19 protein-coding genes and 6 tRNA genes (1 of these 25 running past the window's edge) are annotated in these 18,048 nt (G+C 45.9%); 20 read left to right on the forward strand and 5 right to left on the reverse strand.

The features are described from left to right. The 6 genes from K3F53_RS02370 to K3F53_RS02395 all read left to right on the forward strand — a co-directional run. A tRNA-Gln gene (locus K3F53_RS02370) sits at positions 1-74 on the forward strand; it begins 1 nt to the left of the window's first position. A gap of 5 nt (positions 75-79) precedes the next feature. After that, positions 80-155 (forward strand) — tRNA-Lys (locus K3F53_RS02375). 7 nt (positions 156-162) lie between these two features. Next, positions 163-245: transfer RNA gene (locus K3F53_RS02380), tRNA-Leu, on the forward strand. Between the two features lie 13 nt (positions 246-258). Further along, positions 259-334 (forward strand) — tRNA-Gly (locus K3F53_RS02385). Between the two features lie 52 nt (positions 335-386). Then, a tRNA-Arg gene (locus K3F53_RS02390) sits at positions 387-463 on the forward strand. 5 nt (positions 464-468) lie between these two features. Continuing rightward, positions 469-552, forward strand: a tRNA-Leu gene (locus K3F53_RS02395). Positions 553-642: 90 nt separating this feature from the next. Here K3F53_RS02395 and K3F53_RS02400 read toward each other — a convergent pair. Beyond that, positions 643-807 carry a hypothetical protein gene (locus K3F53_RS02400; RefSeq protein WP_156424103.1) on the reverse strand — a complete coding sequence of 55 codons (165 nt, stop codon included), beginning with the start codon at positions 805-807 and terminating at the stop codon, positions 643-645. A 640-nt stretch (positions 808-1,447) separates the two neighbouring features. On the opposite strand from K3F53_RS02400, the gene K3F53_RS02405 reads away from it, so the two are divergent. Then, the gene (locus K3F53_RS02405) at positions 1,448-1,915 is read left to right on the forward strand and encodes a hypothetical protein (protein ID WP_091261626.1); all 468 of its coding nucleotides are present in this window, start codon (positions 1,448-1,450) and stop codon (positions 1,913-1,915) included. Positions 1,916-2,087: 172 nt separating this feature from the next. Here the strand turns inward: K3F53_RS02405 and K3F53_RS02410 are convergent, their stop codons facing one another. After that, entirely contained in the window at positions 2,088-2,600 is a 513-nt protein-coding gene (locus K3F53_RS02410) for a hypothetical protein (RefSeq protein ID WP_220559294.1), read from the reverse strand. Positions 2,601-2,953: 353 nt separating this feature from the next. Here K3F53_RS02410 and K3F53_RS02415 point away from each other — a divergent pair, with 353 nt between their 5' ends. The 5 genes from K3F53_RS02415 (at position 2,954) to K3F53_RS02435 (ending at position 7,734) form a co-directional block, all read left to right on the forward strand. Then, on the forward strand, positions 2,954-3,391 hold the full coding sequence (locus K3F53_RS02415) for a hypothetical protein (protein WP_091260563.1): 438 nt from the start codon (positions 2,954-2,956) through the stop codon (positions 3,389-3,391). 3 nt (positions 3,392-3,394) lie between these two features. Beyond that, positions 3,395-4,579 carry an alanine racemase gene (gene alr, locus K3F53_RS02420; RefSeq protein ID WP_057899976.1) on the forward strand — a complete coding sequence of 395 codons (1,185 nt, stop codon included), beginning with the start codon at positions 3,395-3,397 and terminating at the stop codon, positions 4,577-4,579. Positions 4,580-4,841: 262 nt separating this feature from the next. Continuing rightward, positions 4,842-5,126, forward strand: a complete 285-nt coding sequence (locus tag K3F53_RS02425; RefSeq protein ID WP_057899975.1) for a CopG family ribbon-helix-helix protein — start codon at positions 4,842-4,844, stop codon at positions 5,124-5,126. 3 nt (positions 5,127-5,129) lie between these two features. Beyond that, positions 5,130-5,480, forward strand: coding sequence for a type II toxin-antitoxin system endoribonuclease NdoA (ndoA, locus tag K3F53_RS02430; RefSeq protein ID WP_057899974.1), 351 nt, complete (start codon positions 5,130-5,132; stop codon positions 5,478-5,480). 91 nt (positions 5,481-5,571) lie between these two features. Further along, positions 5,572-7,734 (forward strand): Tex family protein, encoded by a 2,163-nt coding sequence (locus tag K3F53_RS02435; RefSeq protein ID WP_091260564.1) that lies wholly within the window; start codon positions 5,572-5,574, stop codon positions 7,732-7,734. 29 nt (positions 7,735-7,763) lie between these two features. On the opposite strand, the gene cmpA is transcribed toward K3F53_RS02435, so the two are convergent. Further along, entirely contained in the window at positions 7,764-7,883 is a 120-nt protein-coding gene (cmpA, locus tag K3F53_RS02440; RefSeq protein WP_091260565.1) for a cortex morphogenetic protein CmpA, read from the reverse strand. Between the two features lie 90 nt (positions 7,884-7,973). Continuing rightward, positions 7,974-8,318 (reverse strand): hydrolase/acyltransferase, encoded by a 345-nt coding sequence (locus K3F53_RS02445; protein ID WP_091260566.1) that lies wholly within the window; start codon positions 8,316-8,318, stop codon positions 7,974-7,976. Between the two features lie 99 nt (positions 8,319-8,417). On the opposite strand from K3F53_RS02445, the gene K3F53_RS02450 reads away from it, so the two are divergent. From K3F53_RS02450 to K3F53_RS02480, 7 genes are all read left to right on the forward strand, one after another. Then, on the forward strand, positions 8,418-8,900 hold the full coding sequence (locus tag K3F53_RS02450; RefSeq protein ID WP_057900438.1) for a SprT family protein: 483 nt from the start codon (positions 8,418-8,420) through the stop codon (positions 8,898-8,900). Next, positions 8,881-9,903 (forward strand): thiamine-phosphate kinase, encoded by a 1,023-nt coding sequence (thiL, locus tag K3F53_RS02455; RefSeq protein ID WP_057899971.1) that lies wholly within the window; start codon positions 8,881-8,883, stop codon positions 9,901-9,903. Before K3F53_RS02450 ends, thiL begins: the two co-directional genes overlap by 20 nt. A 29-nt stretch (positions 9,904-9,932) precedes the next feature. After that, positions 9,933-10,412 carry a tRNA (adenosine(37)-N6)-threonylcarbamoyltransferase complex ATPase subunit type 1 TsaE gene (gene tsaE, locus K3F53_RS02460; protein ID WP_057899970.1) on the forward strand — a complete coding sequence of 160 codons (480 nt, stop codon included), beginning with the start codon at positions 9,933-9,935 and terminating at the stop codon, positions 10,410-10,412. Further along, positions 10,393-11,106, forward strand: coding sequence for a tRNA (adenosine(37)-N6)-threonylcarbamoyltransferase complex dimerization subunit type 1 TsaB (gene tsaB / locus K3F53_RS02465; protein WP_091260567.1), 714 nt, complete (start codon positions 10,393-10,395; stop codon positions 11,104-11,106). Before tsaE ends, tsaB begins: the two co-directional genes overlap by 20 nt. A 16-nt stretch (positions 11,107-11,122) precedes the next feature. Continuing rightward, positions 11,123-11,608, forward strand: coding sequence for a ribosomal protein S18-alanine N-acetyltransferase (rimI, locus tag K3F53_RS02470; RefSeq protein ID WP_057899968.1), 486 nt, complete (start codon positions 11,123-11,125; stop codon positions 11,606-11,608). 172 nt (positions 11,609-11,780) lie between these two features. Then, the gene (tsaD, locus tag K3F53_RS02475; protein WP_057899967.1) at positions 11,781-12,839 is read left to right on the forward strand and encodes a tRNA (adenosine(37)-N6)-threonylcarbamoyltransferase complex transferase subunit TsaD; all 1,059 of its coding nucleotides are present in this window, start codon (positions 11,781-11,783) and stop codon (positions 12,837-12,839) included. Positions 12,840-13,037: 198 nt separating this feature from the next. Next, a complete protein-coding gene (locus K3F53_RS02480) occupies positions 13,038-15,254 on the forward strand; it encodes a hypothetical protein (protein ID WP_091260569.1) in 2,217 nt (738 codons plus the stop codon). Positions 15,255-15,377: 123 nt separating this feature from the next. Here the strand turns inward: K3F53_RS02480 and K3F53_RS02485 are convergent, their stop codons facing one another. After that, on the reverse strand, positions 15,378-17,315 hold the full coding sequence (locus tag K3F53_RS02485; protein WP_220559295.1) for an ABC transporter ATP-binding protein: 1,938 nt from the start codon (positions 17,313-17,315) through the stop codon (positions 15,378-15,380). Between the two features lie 82 nt (positions 17,316-17,397). Here K3F53_RS02485 and K3F53_RS02490 point away from each other — a divergent pair, with 82 nt between their 5' ends. Then, positions 17,398-17,991 carry a 5-formyltetrahydrofolate cyclo-ligase gene (locus K3F53_RS02490; RefSeq protein ID WP_220559296.1) on the forward strand — a complete coding sequence of 198 codons (594 nt, stop codon included), beginning with the start codon at positions 17,398-17,400 and terminating at the stop codon, positions 17,989-17,991. The last annotated feature ends 57 nt before the right edge of the window (positions 17,992-18,048 follow it).

Consider the following 18,048-nt stretch of genomic DNA (forward strand, 5'->3'; position numbering starts at 1 on the left):
GGGGTATCGCCAAGCGGTAAGGCAACGGACTTTGACTCCGTCATTCCCTGGTTCGAATCCAGGTACCCCAGCCATTGATGAGCCATTAGCTCAGTTGGTAGAGCACCTGACTTTTAATCAGGGTGTCACTGGTTCGAGTCCAGTATGGCTCACCACTTTCATGCGGGTGTGGCGGAATTGGCAGACGCACTAGACTTAGGATCTAGCGCTTCGGCGTGGGGGTTCAAGTCCCTCCACCCGCACCAATTTAATTAAAATGCGGACATAGCTCAGTTGGTAGAGCACAACCTTGCCAAGGTTGGGGTCGCGAGTTCGAGTCTCGTTGTCCGCTCCATCTGTATTCATTTTTACTTAGTTGTATTTTCAGGCTTCTTCATTTTAATAATGTGCCCGTAGCTCAACCGGATAGAGTGTCTGACTACGAATCAGAAGGTTGGGAGTTCGAGTCTCTCCGGGCACGCCATTTATGCCGATGTGGCGGAATTGGCAGACGCGCACGACTCAAAATCGTGTGGGGTACCCCCCGTGTGGGTTCGACTCCCACCATCGGCATCAAAAAGGAGACTTTGGGTTTGTGGAAAGCCTACTAATAAAAGTTTTATGACATACTATTTTTACTGCATACAATCTTCGTACTGTGTATTACTTATTAAAAGCTAAATCACCTAATTCATCAATGTTAATACTCCAAATATCATCGCCATTATATATAGCGACCTCATTAGCTTCTCTATTGAAGTAAAGTGAATATTTTTCTTTTTCTTTAATCAATTCCATGTCCTTCAAATATTGTTCCATATCTTGCATTTTCATTCCCCTTCCTTATTTAGTAGTTTGTGTTATTGTGAAACAATTGTTATTTTAAAAGCATTTCAAATGTCTATATTTCACTACTTAATCCGAAAAGCCTAAATTTTTAAATGAAGTTTCAATGGATATGTATGCAACGAATCCGTTCGACATTTACTTGTCATTCAAAACACAAGAGATAAACGCTTTTAAGATGCCTTCAAGAGAATACAATACAGATGTTCCTTTAAGAAGTGTTTTACAAGAATTAAAAGGATTGACGAATTGATTAGATAGTTTGCACACTGTAGCCTTGTAAAAAATTGTTTAATAATGATTGATTAAAAGTAGACGTTAAATCATAAAATGTCTACTTTTACAATGGTAATATGCACCAATGTAGTGTGTAGAAAAGGGTTGAGTAGATTAACCAATGGTTTTAGACGGCTTATGCTATATAAAAAAGTGAATCGAAATATATTGGGATTCATGCGTTCGATAGAATCTACATGTTTTGTTTTGTATTTCGAGGACTTATTTTAAAACTATTTGGTTTTTTTATCACTTTCTGTATTTTTTTACAAAAAAACTATTGACATCCATTTTTTTGATATTTTATATTATGAGTTGTAAGAAGAAAATTAAAAGGTGAAATTTTATGAAAACTAAAACTATTAGTAGGATGGTAAAAGGAGTCTTAGCAACATCGCTTGCTACAGCCGTTGCGTTTGGGGTAAGGCAAGAGTCATTGGCGGCTTCGCCTCAAAACCAAGAGAATGTTGTTAAACCACAGGCAGGTGTCATTACTCCTCAGTCTATTGTTTCAAAAACGAAGTCAGTAACTTTTAAGGCTGGAGGAACTTATCAAACGTTAAGCATTACAGGAACTTTTGAGACACAATATAGTGATATTTATGAGAGACAAATGTTTGCGGGAATTAAATCTATAACTTCGAAAGTAACAACTGGTGGAAGCTGGAAACAAACAGGGTATGAAGTACGGCTAATTGATGGTGGTCGTACATATGTTATTATTGTATCAGGATATTTTACAATAGCTGGAGTAACTTATACAGTTACAGAAAGCGTAGAATTTTATTGTAATGCTGATGGTTCCATTAGCTGATGAGAAAACTTCATTTTAACGAATGCCGAAATTTGAAATACAGGTGAAATTTAACATGAATAGCGATTCATCCCCCACCTACGTCGGAGGCGTGGAGGAAGGGGACTTCTCGCGTGTTATGTTAAAAAGCACTTTTCCTCTTCAGTAAAGAGGAAAAGTGCTTTTTTCTTTATTAAAACATATTTTTCAGCATGGACTGTACCATTGGATTTTGTAAAAGTTTGGTGATTTCGGCAAAATCAATTCCGCTTAGCGTATCAGAAAGGCCTTCTTTTCTATTTGGCTTTTTGTTGTTTGTTTTTCCTAGCTTTGTCACTACACCGCTGTTGAGGCCCTTTTTTATTAATGTTTGTACCGCAGGGTTTTGCAGTATTTCTATTAGTGCGGCGGCATCTAACCCTTTGCTATCGTTTCTTTTTGTACGGGTTCTTCCGCTTTCTGAAGTTTGGTTCTTACGACGGAGAAACGGAAAGAGGTTAATACGGCGGCGTTGTCGTGGCTTGCTTCTCGTTGGTCGCGTTCTCCGGGCTACCGACTTTGTTTGATTTAATGCTTTTTCGATTTTACTTGCAGATTCTTTTGTCTCATTCACCTGGCTTTCTATTTCATACAGTGACTGTTTGAATCCTGTAAGCCGTTTGCTTACTGCGGTTGCCGGCTTTTTCTTCTTTCTTTTTTTTGTCAAACCGGTCACCTCCTTAGTTATATAAATTTGTGCACTCTATATAAACAGTGTATGTGTCATTCCTATCGTGAGAAATAAGGTATGTACTCAGAGTGGAATTACGGGCGGGAATCCTTAGCCTTTTCCTTTCACCAGACTTCACTTTGTTTAAAAGTGGGAGTCTTCTCAGTTGCTATGATAAAATAAAAATAAAATGTACTTTTTTACAGAAGATGCTGTCTGAAAGCTCACTGGCTTTAACTGTGGGATGAAAGACGGCGTTGCTCGGTATCCTATTCGTGGAGATGCTTAGAGCAACAATTTTTATGTTTGCAAATGACGTTGCAGAATTTAGTGTGGAGTGGAGGACTGCTATGAAGAAATATCGTCAGGGAAACGTATTGCGACATGAAGAGGCAAGCGCTAAAGATATTTATTTAAGGCGCCCATTCAAGTACAAGTTCATTGAAACCATTCTTTATGTTTTTGTGATGTTTGGCATATTGAGTTTGCTGCCGAAAAGCAGCGTAGCTGTGTTTATTGTCGCTATGGTAGCTGCTATTGTTATCGTTGGTTTTGCCCCGTTTATTTATAAAGTATTGCTCCATCCAGCATATAAGCTTTCCCGCACCCATTTACTAATTCGTATAGGTAAGACTGAAGAAAGTGTGCCGCTGCATGAACTACAGCGCACAAGCACATGGAATTCGACGTACCGGGCCAACGGGAAGAAATATCACATTATGGCTTCGAAAGAGTTTCTTGAAGAGTTGGACAATCAAATCGCACGTGTACAGAAAAGAGGGAAATAGACGATGGAAGCATTCTATCGGGATGTCTGGGCTGAAATCGACCTAGACGCCATTGGAAGAAATATTAAAACATTTCGTAAGCACATTCCTTCAGAAACAAAAATTATGGCGGTTGTTAAGGCGGATGGTTATGGTCATGGTGCTTTTCAAATAGCGAGGCGGGCGCTTAAGGAAGGCGCTGATTGGCTGGGGGTCGCGTTGTTGGATGAAGCGTTGGAACTTCGTCACCAAGGAATTGAAGCGCCAATTCTTGTTCTCAGTTCATTTCCTACCCGGGGAATCAGGCTGGCCATCGAACATGACATCACTATGACAGTATATCAATTGGAGATGTTGCGGAAAATTTCTCAGGAAGCTGAAAAGCAAAAAAAGCGGACAAAAATTCACATAAAAGTGGATACAGGCATGGGACGTATCGGTATGCGGAGCGAGGAAGAATTAGGAGCATTCATGGAAACGGTGCGCGATTGTCCGTGGGTAGAGGTCGAAGGGATGTTTACTCACTTTGCAACAGCTGATGAGGAGGACGGCACCTACACAAAAGAGCAGTTTCAGATGTTCCAACGCTTTGTGGATAGTCTGGAGGAAAGAGGAATGAAGGTTCCACTCCTGTATACAAATAACAGCGCAGCGGCCATGTTCTACCCGGAGCAAAGCCGTCATATGATCCGTTTGGGTATTAGTTTGTATGGCCAGTATCCTTCTAGGTACTCGAAAACGACAGGTATCCCGCTAGCGCCTGCGTTTCAATGGAAGGCGCGGATTAGTCATGTTAAACAAGTGCCGGCCGGGGCAAAAATCGGCTATGGTGCGACTTATGAAGCGAAACGAGATGCGGTTATTGCCACCGTTCCGGCAGGGTATGCGGATGGATACAATCGTTTGCTGTCGAATAAGGGGTATGTGCTTGTTAAAGGTTATCGAGCGCCGATCGCTGGACGTGTCTGCATGGATCAGTTCATGATTGATGTTACGCACATTCCGAATGTAGCTGCGGGAGAGGAAGTAGTTTTGATCGGGCGACAGGGCAACGAAGAGATTTCGGTAGATGAGATGGCGGAATGGCTGACGACGATTAACTATGAGGTTACATGCATGGTTAGCAAACGGGTTCCACGCGTATATTACGAAAATGGCCGCATTGTTGCTGTAAACAATCACATATTACCAGACTTCTGTAAGGAGTAGGGAGTTCATGCGTCGATTCCTACTGTTGTGACGCAGGAAGAATCATGATACAATCAGTAAGAATCAAAATCTCTTCTAAAAATGGCGAAGAGATGCAGGAATTTGCTATTATAACTCGAATACTAAGAAGGGAAGTCGAATCTTCCCGCTAAAAAACCGTGCAAAGTATAATTCTGTACCCATTACGACATACTGGTAATGAGACGTACGCGCGGTCTTTCATCTTAGAAAAAAGTTGTACAGTGTTGGTGTTGGAGGTGCGATGGTCTTGTCTAAAATGGACACGAAGCGAATTATGATTAGCTTGCCGGGGCATCTATTGCAGGAAGTCGATGGATTGGTGGAGAAAGAAAAATCTAATCGCAGCGAGTTTATCCGTCAGGCAATGAGATTATATTTGAAAGAGCGGAAGAAGCGGCATATTCGTGAAATGATGCAGCGTGGATATATGGAAATGGCCAATATTAATCTAGACATCGCGAGCGAGGCTTTTCAGGCTGAGGAAGAAGCGGATTTGACATTGGGTCGTTTAGTGAGCGGGGTGTAGTGTGTGATCGTGAAGCGTGGCGACGTATATTTTGCGGATTTATCCCCTGTTGTCGGATCGGAGCAGGGCGGAGTCCGGCCTGTGCTGGTTATACAGAATGATATAGGAAACCGCTTCAGTCCGACAGTAATCGTCGCAGCCATTACGGCCCAAATCCAAAAAGCTAAGTTGCCTACCCATGTAGAAATTGATGCAAAGACATACGCATTTGACCGTGATTCTGTTATCCTGCTTGAGCAGATACGGACGATTGATAAACAGAGATTAACGGATAAGATCACACACCTTGATGAAGAGATGATGGAGCGAGTAAATGAAGCTCTTCAGATTAGTTTGGGACTTATTGACTTTTAAACAAGATTCGTTTTTTATAATTTCTCGAAAGGCTGCTGTGAAATACGGTAGCTTTTTTTCATTATAAAAAAGTCGCGGAAGGATTGTTACTATGGAAATAAAACAGATGGCTTCGGTTATTGCGGATGAGTTACAAATTACTTCCGGACAGGTGGAGCGGACCATTGCGTTGCTTGATGAAGGTAGTACGGTTCCGTTTATCGCCCGTTACAGGAAAGAAGCTACAGGAATGCTGGATGAAAATCAAATTCGTTTCATTCAGGAACAGGTTCAGTACTTGCGTCAACTTGCGGAAAGAAAAGGGGAAGTCATTCGCCTGATTGCTGAACAGGACAAGTTGACAGAAGAACTGGAAAAACAAATTCGGGACGCGACAAAATTACAACAAGTAGAAGACTTATACCGTCCCTTTAGACAAAAGCGGCGGACGCGGGCGACGGTGGCGAAAGAGAAGGGGCTTGTGCCGCTCGCAAATTTCATGTTAATGGCTTGTACAGGTGACTTGCAGGAAGAAGCAGCAAAATATATTAGCCAGGAAAAAGGGGTTGCTTCAGCGGAAGAAGCGATACAGGGCGCATCTGATATCATTGCGGAGCAGGTAGCCGACGACCCGGATGTGCGCAGTTGGGTACGGGAGTATACGATGAAGCATGCGACGCTTATCACATCCAAGAAGGAAGATGAACCATCCGGAAAAAAAGTGTATGAAATGTACTACGAGTATAGCGAGCCGGTCAGCCGGATGGCACCCCATCGAGTTCTTGCTGTAAACCGGGCGGAACGGGAAGGGATTCTGCGCGTAAAGCTTGCGCTTGATTCTGCTCCGATATTGCAACATTTGGAACGAAATTGGATTCGCAAAAATAGTATTGCAGCCGAGCAACTAAAATCCGCGCTAGAAGATGGCTACAAGCGGCTGATTGCGCCTGCGGTTGAGCGGGAAGTGCGTGGCCTATTGACAGAGAAAGCTGAAGAACAGGCGATTCATATCTTTGCGGAAAATCTCCGTCAGCTATTGTTGCAGGCGCCGTTAAAAAATCGTGTTGTATTGGCACTTGATCCAGCTTACCGTACCGGATGCAAGACGGCGGTTCTGGATGAGACGGGCAAATTGCTGGAAGTAGCTGTTGTCTATCCGACGCCGCCACAGAACAAAACCGATGAAGCGAAGCGTGTGCTTACAGAACTCATCGAAAAGTATGGGGTGCAGGTCATCGCTATCGGTAATGGTACCGCTTCTCGAGAAACGGAGCAATTCGTCGCTAACATGCTAAAAGAAATTGATCGTGATATTTCTTATATTATCGTGAACGAAGCAGGCGCGAGTGTTTATTCCGCGTCCAAATTAGCAGGGGAAGAGTTCCCGGATCTAGATGTGGCGGAGCGAAGCGCTGTATCTATCGGTCGTCGTTTGCAGGACCCTCTTGCAGAACTCGTAAAAATTGACCCGAAATCCATCGGCGTCGGCCAGTATCAGCATGATGTGTCACAAAGCAGGCTGGCAGATAGCCTGCAATTTGTTGTGGAATCAGCGGTGAATTATGTGGGCGTGGACGTCAACACCGCTTCACCTTCGCTTCTGCAATACGTGTCGGGCATTACCAAACAGGTGGCCAAAAATATTGTGTCTCGCCGCGAACAACTAGGGAAATATGTATCGCGTGCCCAGCTAAAAGAGGTGCCCCGCCTTGGTGCCAAAACATACGAGCAATGCATAGGGTTTCTGCGCATTCCGGATGGCGAAAATCCGCTTGATAATACTCCTATTCATCCCGAATCTTATCCGGCTGTAGCTGTTCTCTTGCAAGAGCTCGGAATTCGGACGGACGAGATTGCGAGCGAGGCGGCAAAAGCAAAGCTAAAGGAAGTCAATGTAAAGGATATGGCGCAGAAGCTGAGCATTGGCGAACCGACGCTCACCGATATTATCGAAAGTCTTCTGCGGCCAGGACGAGATCCGCGAGAAGAATTGCATGCACCGCTTTTGAAAAAAGATGTATTAGATATTACAGATTTGTCGAAGGGGATGGAACTGCAAGGTACAGTACGCAACGTAGTCGATTTTGGCGTATTTGTGGATATCGGTTTGAAAAATGATGGACTTGTCCATATTTCTCAATTGAGCCGTCGCTTTGTTAGACATCCGCTGGACGTCGTATCCGTTGGCGAAATTGTTACCGTCTGGGTAAAGGACATTGATGTGGAAAAGGGACGGGTCGGCCTCACGATGCTAGGACCGGAAGCCGTGCAATAGTCGAGGTTAACAGGGAGGCCGTAAAAGCTTCAGTTGCGGCCCCCCTGTTTGTCATTGTATAAGAACCAGCAATCGTTCAGCAGTAGAATTTGCTTCCGGTTTTTTGTTTGAAAAGCTTTCATCAGTTGACGTTTTAACCATTGAGGCATCCTTATTCCTCCTGTTGACATATAGTAAGGCCAAAAAGCGGAATACGGTACGCGCGTCTTTTACTACTATATGTCACTGGAGCTTGGATGTTACTCGTATTCATTTTCTTCTGCCAGATATTCGAGTTGCGCGTGGAGGGCACGAATTTCAGTCAGCAGCGAGATGAGAGGATAATGTTCCTCCTTTAGTGAGGCGAATTGCTTTTCTAGGTTGGTTAGGTAATCGATGCCCTGGATAATGCGGGCATTTGTATCATGCAATTCGATATCACTGCATTCGGCAATAATGTGCGGCAGAACGGGGCGTTCTGCGACCGTTAGTTTGTCGATTTCTTTATGCAATCGGCGTAAAAGGGCAATAAGCTGATACATATAGCCGGAAGGCATGGCGACAAATTGGAGTTTATTTTCCACTGATAAAATACAATAGCGCATAACACGGCTCCCCCTTGCTTTGTATATGTCGTATGTACGTTCACAGTGTAGCGTATGTTTCGTCCCGGCGCAAGAATGGGAGGAGAAGAAATGGAAAAACTGACGGATGGACAATTGCAGAAATTGGTGGAGCGAATCTCTACGAAATTTTTTCGGCGCCCGTTTGCGCACAGGGCGTACTTTAACCCGCGTTTGAGAACAACAGGGGGGCGCTATGTACTTGGGACGCACAACATTGAGCTAAACCCCAAGCATTATGAAATGTTCGGAATGAATGAGCTTATCGGTATTATTAAACATGAACTCTGCCATTATCATTTGCATCTGACTGGCCGGGGATACAAGCACAAAGACGCGGATTTTCGACGGTTGTTGAAAGAGGTTGGTGGAAGTCGATACTGCCGTTCGGTAGCGCCTGAGCGGAAGCGGGAGACGTACCGCTATGAATTGATATGCAGGGATTGCGGAACACGCTATTTGCGCAGGCGGAGAATGAATACCTGCAGGTACGTTTGTGGAAAGTGCAGGGGACGCCTGCTGTTGCGTGAATGGAGGGAATACAATGACGGAAAAACGCCGTGATGAATTCGGGTTAATTTCGTATTTAACTGGCGGGCAAACCATACCGCAGGCGCTCAAAGGGCGGATTGCCGTCGGAAATGGGGATGACGCCGCCGTCGTCGCCGGAAGAAGTGGATATGATTGGGTTGTTTGCTGTGATTCAATGATCGAGGATGTGCATTTCAAACGGCAGACGATGCTGCCGTCTGACATTGGCCATAAAGCGCTGGCGTCAAACATTAGCGATATTGCGGCGATGGGTGGAATGCCGCTGTTTTATCTTGTTTCTCTTGGATTGCCGCGCACATGGACGGAAGAAGAGGTTGCAGAAATATACAAAGGAATGACGGAATTAGCCATGCGTTACGATATGGCGCTTATTGGCGGAGACACAGTGGCCATGCCGGGCCCCCTGACTATCACAGTTATGGTGCTTGGAGAAATGGAACAGGGGAGAGCGCTCCGCCGTTCTGGTGCCCAGCCGGGTGATCTCGTATTTGTCACCGGAACAGTGGGAAATTCAGGAGCCGGGTTGGATGTACTTTTGCAAGAGAGGTGGGGAGTGCATAACATTCCAAATGAGTGGGAATTTCTTGCTTCTTGTCACCGCCGCCCGGAACCAAGAGTAGACGCCGGACGAATGCTTGCGCAAAGCGAAATACGCATTGCGTTAAACGATATCAGCGACGGGCTGGCGAGCGAAGCGTGGGAAATCGCTGAAGCAAGCGATGTGGTGTTAGTGCTGGACGAAGCAAACATCCCGCTCGGTGATTGTATTCAGCGCTACGCTAAAGTTAGCAGAAAGGATCCTTTACAATGGGCCTTTTACGGGGGCGAAGATTATCAGCTGATCGGATGTGCGCCTGCGGCGGCCAAAGAAAAGCTTTCTGAAATGTTCGAGAAGGCTGCCCTTCCGCTTTACTGGATCGGCGAAGTACAGGAAGGAAAGGCACAGGTATGGTTGCGGAAATGGAATGGAAAGCTAACGCAGCTTGAGAAAAAAGGATATAATCATTTTACATGAACGGTAAGTTTGTATAGGAAGTGATAAAAATGGAAAAAAGGCAAACGTATACATTTTACACCCGTTCCGTAGAAGAAACGCAGGCGCTGGCTGAGAAGCTGGGAAAACGGGTAGAACCAGGAGATGTATTTACTTTGTCCGGAGACTTGGGAGCCGGAAAAACGAGTTTTACGCAAGGATTGGCCCGCGGCATGGGAATAGAGGGCGTCGTGAATAGCCCGACGTTTACGATTATTAAAGAATATATAGGACGTTTGCCTCTTTATCATATGGATGTATACCGTATAGAAGATGAGGCGGAAGATCTTGGGCTTGATGAATATTTCTACGGCGATGGCGTTACGGTTATAGAATGGCCGCAAATGATTGCTGAGCAGCTTCCTGAAGAACGCTGTGAAATCGTAATCAAGCGCGGCGCTGAGGATGAGAGGACACTTATTTTTACCCCGATAGGGAGCCGATACCAAATATTATGTGAGGCGATAAAACATGATGATTCTGGCGATTGATACATCCAACTTTAGCCTGGGCGTCGCTATTTGTTCCAAGGAAAAAGTTCTTGGGGAATGCACGACAAATTTAAAGAAAAACCATAGTGTTCGCTTGATGCCAATGATAGACCAGCTGTTGAAGGAAGTGGAAGTCGATCCGGCGGAACTTTCCGCAATTGCTGTTGCACGCGGGCCGGGCTCTTATACAGGGGTTCGCATTGGGGTGGCTACCGCCAAAAGTATGGCCTGGTCGCTTAATATTCCGCTTATCGGTATATCAAGCCTCGAGGTGCTGGCCTGGAATGGTGCATATTTTCCAGGCATGATTGTGCCGTTGTTTGACGCGCGCAGAGGACAAGTGTATACAGGCGTCTATCGTTCTGTTCCCGAGGGAGGCGTACAGCTTGCGGAACCAGAGAGAATTGTGTTGTTCCGCCAAGCTTTAGAAGAATGGAAGACGATCGCAACGGAAGAGCCTGTCCTCTTTTTAGGTGATGACGTGGCGCTTCATAAAGAGACCATCCAGGAAATACTTGGTACGAGGGCTGTATTTGCGCCGCTGTCGTATCAAATACCGCGTGCCGCTCATCTTGGCGCGGCGGGATGGAAAGCGCTGCGTGAAGGGCGAGTGGAGAATACGCAAACCTTTGCTCCGGTCTATCTTCAATTGGCGGAAGCGGAAGCGAAGTGGCTCGCCAGTCAGAAGAAGTAGGGGGACGGACGGTACGATGGAACAAGAATTTATGATTCGCCGTATGGAGATGAAAGACCTTGACGATATTGAAGAAGTAGAACAACTTTCGTTTCCTACCCCGTGGTCGCGCGAGTCTTTCATCAATGAGCTGAAAAATAACGTATTCGCCCGTTACTTCGTAATTGAAAAAGACAAGCGAGTTATCGGGTATGGCGGAATGTGGCTTGTACTGGACGAAGCTCATATTACGAATATTGCCATTCATCCCGATTATCGCGGTTTGCGTCTCGGGGAACGTCTGATGCGACGATTAATGGGCTTGGCCATCCGTTCCGGCGCCGCTAGCATGACGCTGGAAGTGCGCAAAAGCAATGAAGTGGCGCAGCGGTTGTACAGGAAGCTTGGATTTGTCGAAGAAGGGGTGCGTCCCGGTTATTACACGGACAATGGAGAAGACGCGATTATTATGTGGGCAACATTAAAAGAGAATGTTTGCGAGACAGAAACCTTTGATTTATAAGGGTTTCTTTTTTTGTCTTTAATGATAAGAATGAGGTTATCGGTTTTTATGTTACCACTAATAGTTTCTTGAAAGATATTGAGCTTTTGCAATAATATAACCATTATGTTGTGTATAATTGTATACAAGCACGTTTATTCCAAGGTATTCGAAAATGCAGGTGAAATAAAAAATGAACAATTGGAAACACAAAGTTTACAAGCGCCGTGAAGAAGCGCTGGCATCCGGGAAGCCGATCCGTATTCTTGGCATTGAGACGAGCTGCGATGAAACGTCGGCCGCCGTTATCGAGAACGGGAATACGATTCGTTCTAATGTGATTTCTTCCCAGATCGAAAGCCATAAACGTTTCGGCGGTGTAGTACCGGAAGTTGCTTCGCGGCACCATGTTGAAAATATTACGTTAATTATTGATCAAGCGCTGCGGGAAGCGAACCTTACGTTGGATGATATTGATGCGATTGCGGTTACATACGGTCCGGGACTTGTAGGGGCGCTTTTGGTCGGTGTGGCAGCAGCTAAAGCGATTTCGTTTGCACGCGGGATTCCGCTTGTAGGCGTGCATCATATCGCAGGCCACATTTACGCCAATCGTTTTGTCAAGGAATTGGAATTTCCATTGCTTGCGCTGGTTGTTTCCGGCGGGCATACGGAACTGGTTTATATGAAAGAGCATGGTGCTTATGAAATTATTGGACAAACGCGTGATGACGCGGTAGGCGAAGCATACGATAAAGTGGCCCGCTCGCTTGGCCTTCCGTATCCGGGTGGCCCGCATATTGATCAGCTGGCGCATGAGGGCGAACCGTCCATTCCGTTGCCGCGCGCCTGGTTGGAAGGAACGTATGACTTTAGTTTTAGTGGCTTAAAATCGGCGGTTTTGAATACTTTACACAATGCGGCGCAACGGGGAGAGTCCATCGAACCGAAGAATCTGGCCGCCAGTTTTCAGGAGTCAGTCATTGAAGTGCTTGTAGATAAAACATTTAGGCTAATTAATGAGCGCCCGGTAAAACAGCTTTTGCTGGCCGGCGGTGTGGCCGCTAACAAAGGTTTGCGCCGCGCGTTGTCCGAGCGGGCGGCGCGGGAAGGCGTGGAACTTATCATTCCGCCACTTTCGCTTTGCACCGACAATGCAGCGATGATTGCTGGAGCTGGCTATATTGAATATAAAAAGGGAAACCTAGCTAGTATGACGTTGAACGGTGTTCCCGGTTTACCTCTCGCTTGAAAAGGCAATCCTATGTACAGGGTTGCCTTTTTTCTACGTGTAGCTTTTTGTCAAAACTTGTGGACATATGCTGAATAACATTATCCATAGATTTGTGGATAATGTGGATAAATTAGTGGATAACCTATTTTACCAACCTTTATTTGTGTTAAGAGGTGTGGATAAAGCTGTGTGTATGTGGAAAAGGAGAGAAGCGGGTTGGGAAAAAAGACGATTCTTGTTGTTGGGTTTTGTAGTTTTTTTCTCGCTTCTTGTTTATGTTTTGCCACAAATGTTCTTTCCCAAAACCGATCTTCCGTTATGTTGTTTCTCGTGCCGGAGCTTACCCGGGAAGATGTTCGCGAGGCATATGATTCGCAGCGTTTTCCTTTCTTAAAACAGGCGGCGCTGGGGGAGTTAAATATAAGAAGTGCCCTATCTCTTAAAGATATTCACAATGTATTGACGATAAGCGCGGGAACGCGCGCGGCAGGCTCAGAATGGGGAAGGCACGCATACGGAATTCACGGACGCAATGGAGAAGGAATTGCCTTATACCGTCAATATACGGGAGAAATACCTCCCACGTTGCGGAACGGCTCAGTTCTGTTTCCTTATATGGCCGTTTTGCGGAGAAGCAATGAACAAAAAAATACAGGGGCGGTGCCGGGGTTAGTAGGAGAAACACTGGAAAGGCATGGAATTTCCAGAGCCGTTATTGGTAACAGCGATACAAATAGCCAAATCAGCCGCTTGGCAGCATTGATTACGATGAATCAAAAGGGGATCACCCCTGAAGGATGGGTTGGGGAGGAAACGCTGATCCGCCATGCTTTTTTTCCAGGAGAAAGAAAAACAGATTACTCTTTCATGTACTATCATATGGCGCGATGGAAAGCCAGAGGTGTTGGCCTAATTGTAGCGGAACTGGGCGATTTGCGGCGATTAGGGAAATATGAAAGCGTGCTGGATACCGAGCGATATGCTCTCCTGCGCAAACAGATCGTGCATGAGATGATAGGGTTTGTGGGAAAACTGGTTGCGGAAGCCGAACCCCGGCAGCGCCTACTGCTTGTTTCTGCCTCGCTTCCTGACAGCGAAATCGTCGCCAAAAAAAGAATGGCGTCTGTACTTTTGTGGGAAGCCGGAAGGTACGGTGGGGTGATCACGTCTGGTACGACAAGGCAACCGGGAATTGCGGCCAACATTGACATCGCCCCGTCCGTTCTGTCCTGGCTTGGAATACAGCTCCCTCCCGAAATGAAAGGACTGCCGCTTAGAGTTGATCGTTCGCGTTCGGTATCCCATGATTCATTTTGGCGTACAGCGGAACTGGTGGATGCTATTTACGCTACAAGACCGTTTGTTTTATATCCGTATATAGTTTTTTCTATCATTGTGATTTTAGTTGTACCCGCTTCTTTATTTTTGCGCGGGAAAGCAGAAGAAATAAAAAGAAAAGCCACACCGGCGCTCCAATGTTGTTTGTTATTCGTTTTGCTGATGCCTTGTCTGCTTCTGTTTCTTTCTGCCTTGCCGTATTTGCCATCACCTTTACTCACAGTGCTTTTGCTGGGCGGCGTGGGAAGTTGTCTGGCATATATACTACGAAAAACGTCGTTTGGTCTTTGTTTTTTATGCGTTGGCCTTGCAGGGTGGCTTCCTGTTCTGGCGGACGGTTTGTTGGGAGGCGAGCTGATCCGGCGTTCTTATCTGGGATATGACCCGGTTATTGGCGCTCGTTATTATGGAATTGGTAATGAATATATGGGCGTTATGCTGGGCAGTGTTGTACTAAGTTTGGCAATGTGGGGAGAACTGCGGGGGAAACAGAGAAGAGGGTTTCTCATTGCGACTATGCTTGTTTTATTCGCCATACTCATTTTGTATATGGCTTGGCCAGCAGGGGGAAGCAAAGCAGGGGGAATTCTCGTTTTTCTGGCTGCTCTTGTATATGGCGTGTTCGCTTTTTCCGGGTGCTCCATGCGAATATGGCGTGTGGTACTGGTTGTAACTATCGGCTTAGCAGCGGCCTGTTTGGTGTTCTGGCTGAATTATCAATTCGCCGCGCAAGAACAGTCACACATTGGTCGGGCGGTCGGAGAACTGCTGGGTGGAAACTGGGCGGAAATCGGGAGAATTATAGAGCGAAAGGTAACGATGAACTGGCGCTTAATTCTGACTTCCATATGGAGTAAATTGTTTATTGCTGGTTTGACCGTCAGCCTGCTGCTTTTGTATTGGAAGAGGGAAAAAGTAAAACAATTAGCTTCACCTTCTTCTTTTTTTATCGCCGGAGTAAAGACGATCGCGTTTGGTTCGTTTGTTGCCTTGTTCACCAATGATTCGGGTATTATTGCTGCCGCGTTGGCCATGCTGTACGCGCTCGTCCCCATTTTGTACGTTTTGTTGCGGAATGAAAATACGGTTGACTAGCGCTATCATAACAAAAGCAGAGGCTAAACTTTGTGTTTCATCTTTTTGCCGTTTACATACGAAAAAACGGCCGCAATTTTTTTCCCGCGGTGAATAAGCCGGGAGGTTTTGCGGCCGCTGTAGTTATTCCTGTAATTCCGCCCACTCTTCCAGACAGGTATCCAGTTCCACTTTTTTTGCTTCCATTTGCTCATGAAGTTCCCGCGCTTTTTCGTGATCCTGAAATACTTCTGGTTTGCATAATGCTTCTTCCAGCGAGGCGATCGTTTCTTCCAGCTGTCCGATCGTACTTTCCAGTTCTTCGATGCGGCGCTGACGTTGACGTTCCGCCCGTTTTGCTTCTTTGTTTTGCAGGAACTTTTCTTTATTGGAGGAGGGAGCAGGATGCTGTTCTTGTTTCTGAACCGCTTTCGCTGGAGCAAGGGCAGCTGACTGTAATTCCTCCAGTTCTTGCTTTTTCTCCATATAATAATCGTAGTTCCCGAGGTAAGAAATAACGCCGTTCGGAGTCAGTTCAAGCACCCGGGTCGCGATTTTGTTAAGGAAATACCGGTCGTGTGATACGAAAAAGATGGTACCAGGATAATCTTCTAGCGCTTCTTCGAGAATTTCTTTACTGAATAGATCAAGATGGTTTGTTGGCTCGTCCAGAATCAGGAAATTCGCCTTTTGCAGCATTAATTTGGCCAGCGAGACACGGGCCCGCTCTCCGCCGCTCAATTCACTAATTTTCTTAAGCACGTCATCGCCGCTGAACAGGAAGTTGCCCAGCACGGTGCGAACGTCTTTTTCCTGCATGGTCGGGTATTCGTCCCACAGTTCGTGCAACACTTGCTTCGCATGATTTAAATCTTCCTGTTCCTGATCATAAAAGCCAAGCATGACATTGCTTCCGTACTGAATTGATCCGGCGAGCGGCGGCATTCGTTTAACGATTGTTTTCAGCAAGGTGGATTTGCCAAGGCCGTTTGGGCCGAGCAGTGCTACACGTTCCCCGCGTTTGATGTCAAACGACAGGTTCTGAGCGAGCAGCGTATTTCCGTATCCGATCGCAACATCTTGTACAGTCAGCACTTGGTTACCGCTTACTTTCTCGATATCGAAGGAGAAATGTGCTTTTTTCAATTCGCTGATTGGTTTTTCGATCGGTTCCATCCGTTCCAGCATTTTGCGCCGGCTTTGCGCGCGTTTGGTCGTAGAAGCGCGGGCGATATTGCGCTGTATAAATTCCTCAATGCGCGAAATTTCTGCCTGTTGTTTTTCGTACTGCTTCATTTGTTGCTGTACCCGCTCGCCTTTCTGGATAAGATAATCAGTGTAATTGCCGACATAGCGCGTAACCTGGGTTCGTTCCAGTTCGTAAATAATATTGACAAGCGAATCGAGGAAGAAGCGATCGTGCGATACGACCAGCAGGGCGCCCGGATAGTTTGACAGGTATTTTTCAAGCCAGCCGAGCGTTCCAATGTCGAGATAGTTAGTTGGTTCGTCCAGAACTAGGACATCTGGTTCCATCAGGAGTAGTTTGGCCAGCGCGAGGCGCGTCTTTTGCCCGCCGCTTAATTGATGAATCGGCGTATCATAATCTTCCGGAAAAAAGCGCATGCCGTGCAGAACAGAACGGGTTTTTGCTTCGTATTGATAGCCGCCTTTCGATTTAAACTCCTCGGCTAATTGGGAGTAAGCGTTCAACAGCCGTTCGTGCTGGGATGCATCGGCAATAATGTTGGGATCAGCAATTTTCTGTTCAAGGCGGCGTAATTCTGTTTCCTGTTCCTTAAAATGTTCAAATACGGTCATCATCTCTTTCCAGATAGTATGTTCCGTATCTAGACCGCTATCCTGGGCCAGGTAACCGAGCGTCGTATCTTTTGCCTTCTGGATCTCTCCCTCGTCCGGCAGGATTTGGCCCGTAATAATTTTAAGCAGCGTCGATTTTCCAGCGCCGTTCACGCCGACCAGTCCAATCCGTTCGCCTGTCTGCAGTACCATATTAATATTGGAAAGCACCGGAGTGGCGCCGAATGATTTGCTTATGTTCAATGTTTGCAATAAGATCATTACTTAATTCACCTCTATTTTTGTCCATTGTTAGTTTATCGTAAAATACGGGCAAGGGAAAACCGGGGAAGGGAGAAAAGTGATGAATAAGAAAGAAAAAAAAGATATCAAGCGTCTTGTGCGCCGTGAGATGTTAAAGCGGAGGGCGGCGCTATCCGCGGAAGAGCATATCTGTAAATCAGAGGCGGTGGTGAAGCGGTTGTTTGCCGTCCCGGAAGTTCGTGCAGCCCAGAGGTTGTTTACTTTTCTTCCTTTTAGAGATGAAGTCAGGATTGACGCGTTTCTGGAAGCGTGCCGCGATGAAGCCAAGAATATATACATACCGAAAACGATTGTTGCTGATAAACAAATGCTCCCTTATCTTTTTGTAGGATGGGATTCGCTTGTGGAAGGCCCGTATGGCATTCGTGAGCCGGATACGGACAGAAGCGAGCTGTGGAGCGGTGAAGCATTTGATATTATTATTGTCCCCGGAGTAGCTTTCACCGAGCGGGGAGAACGTCTTGGATATGGCGGAGGCTTCTATGATCGTTTCTTTGCTCAGCTAAAGGGGCCCCCTCCTTTGCTTATCGCTCCTTGTTTTGAAGTGCAGATCACGACTTTTCTTCCGGTGGAGTCTCACGATAAAAAAGTGGATATAATTGTAACAGAGTGCCGCACTATCGTTTGTTCATGATTTTGCCACTGTATATATGCGCAAAAATCGACACAACTTGGACAGGTTGTAGTACAA

The organism is Aneurinibacillus thermoaerophilus, assembly GCF_019603355.1.
Classification (GTDB): domain Bacteria; phylum Bacillota; class Bacilli; order Aneurinibacillales; family Aneurinibacillaceae; genus Aneurinibacillus; species Aneurinibacillus thermoaerophilus.

Coding starts and splice junctions, on each gene's coding strand:
- tsaD (WP_057899967.1), top strand. CDS start 11,781: ATGAACAATTGGAAACACAAAGTTTACAAGCGCCGTGAAGAAGCGCTG.
- K3F53_RS02435 (WP_091260564.1), top strand. CDS start 5,572: ATGGAAATAAAACAGATGGCTTCGGTTATTGCGGATGAGTTACAAATT.
- rimI (WP_057899968.1), top strand. CDS start 11,123: ATGGAACAAGAATTTATGATTCGCCGTATGGAGATGAAAGACCTTGAC.
- alr (WP_057899976.1), top strand. CDS start 3,395: ATGGAAGCATTCTATCGGGATGTCTGGGCTGAAATCGACCTAGACGCC.
- K3F53_RS02405 (WP_091261626.1), top strand. CDS start 1,448: ATGAAAACTAAAACTATTAGTAGGATGGTAAAAGGAGTCTTAGCAACA.
- K3F53_RS02400 (WP_156424103.1), bottom strand. CDS start 807: ATGCAAGATATGGAACAATATTTGAAGGACATGGAATTGATTAAAGAA.
- tsaE (WP_057899970.1), top strand. CDS start 9,933: ATGGAAAAAAGGCAAACGTATACATTTTACACCCGTTCCGTAGAAGAA.
- K3F53_RS02485 (WP_220559295.1), bottom strand. CDS start 17,315: ATGATCTTATTGCAAACATTGAACATAAGCAAATCATTCGGCGCCACT.
- K3F53_RS02425 (WP_057899975.1), top strand. CDS start 4,842: ATGGTCTTGTCTAAAATGGACACGAAGCGAATTATGATTAGCTTGCCG.
- thiL (WP_057899971.1), top strand. CDS start 8,881: ATGACGGAAAAACGCCGTGATGAATTCGGGTTAATTTCGTATTTAACT.
- tsaB (WP_091260567.1), top strand. CDS start 10,393: ATGATGATTCTGGCGATTGATACATCCAACTTTAGCCTGGGCGTCGCT.
- K3F53_RS02490 (WP_220559296.1), top strand. CDS start 17,398: ATGAATAAGAAAGAAAAAAAAGATATCAAGCGTCTTGTGCGCCGTGAG.
- K3F53_RS02445 (WP_091260566.1), bottom strand. CDS start 8,318: ATGCGCTATTGTATTTTATCAGTGGAAAATAAACTCCAATTTGTCGCC.
- cmpA (WP_091260565.1), bottom strand. CDS start 7,883: ATGCCTCAATGGTTAAAACGTCAACTGATGAAAGCTTTTCAAACAAAA.
- K3F53_RS02415 (WP_091260563.1), top strand. CDS start 2,954: ATGAAGAAATATCGTCAGGGAAACGTATTGCGACATGAAGAGGCAAGC.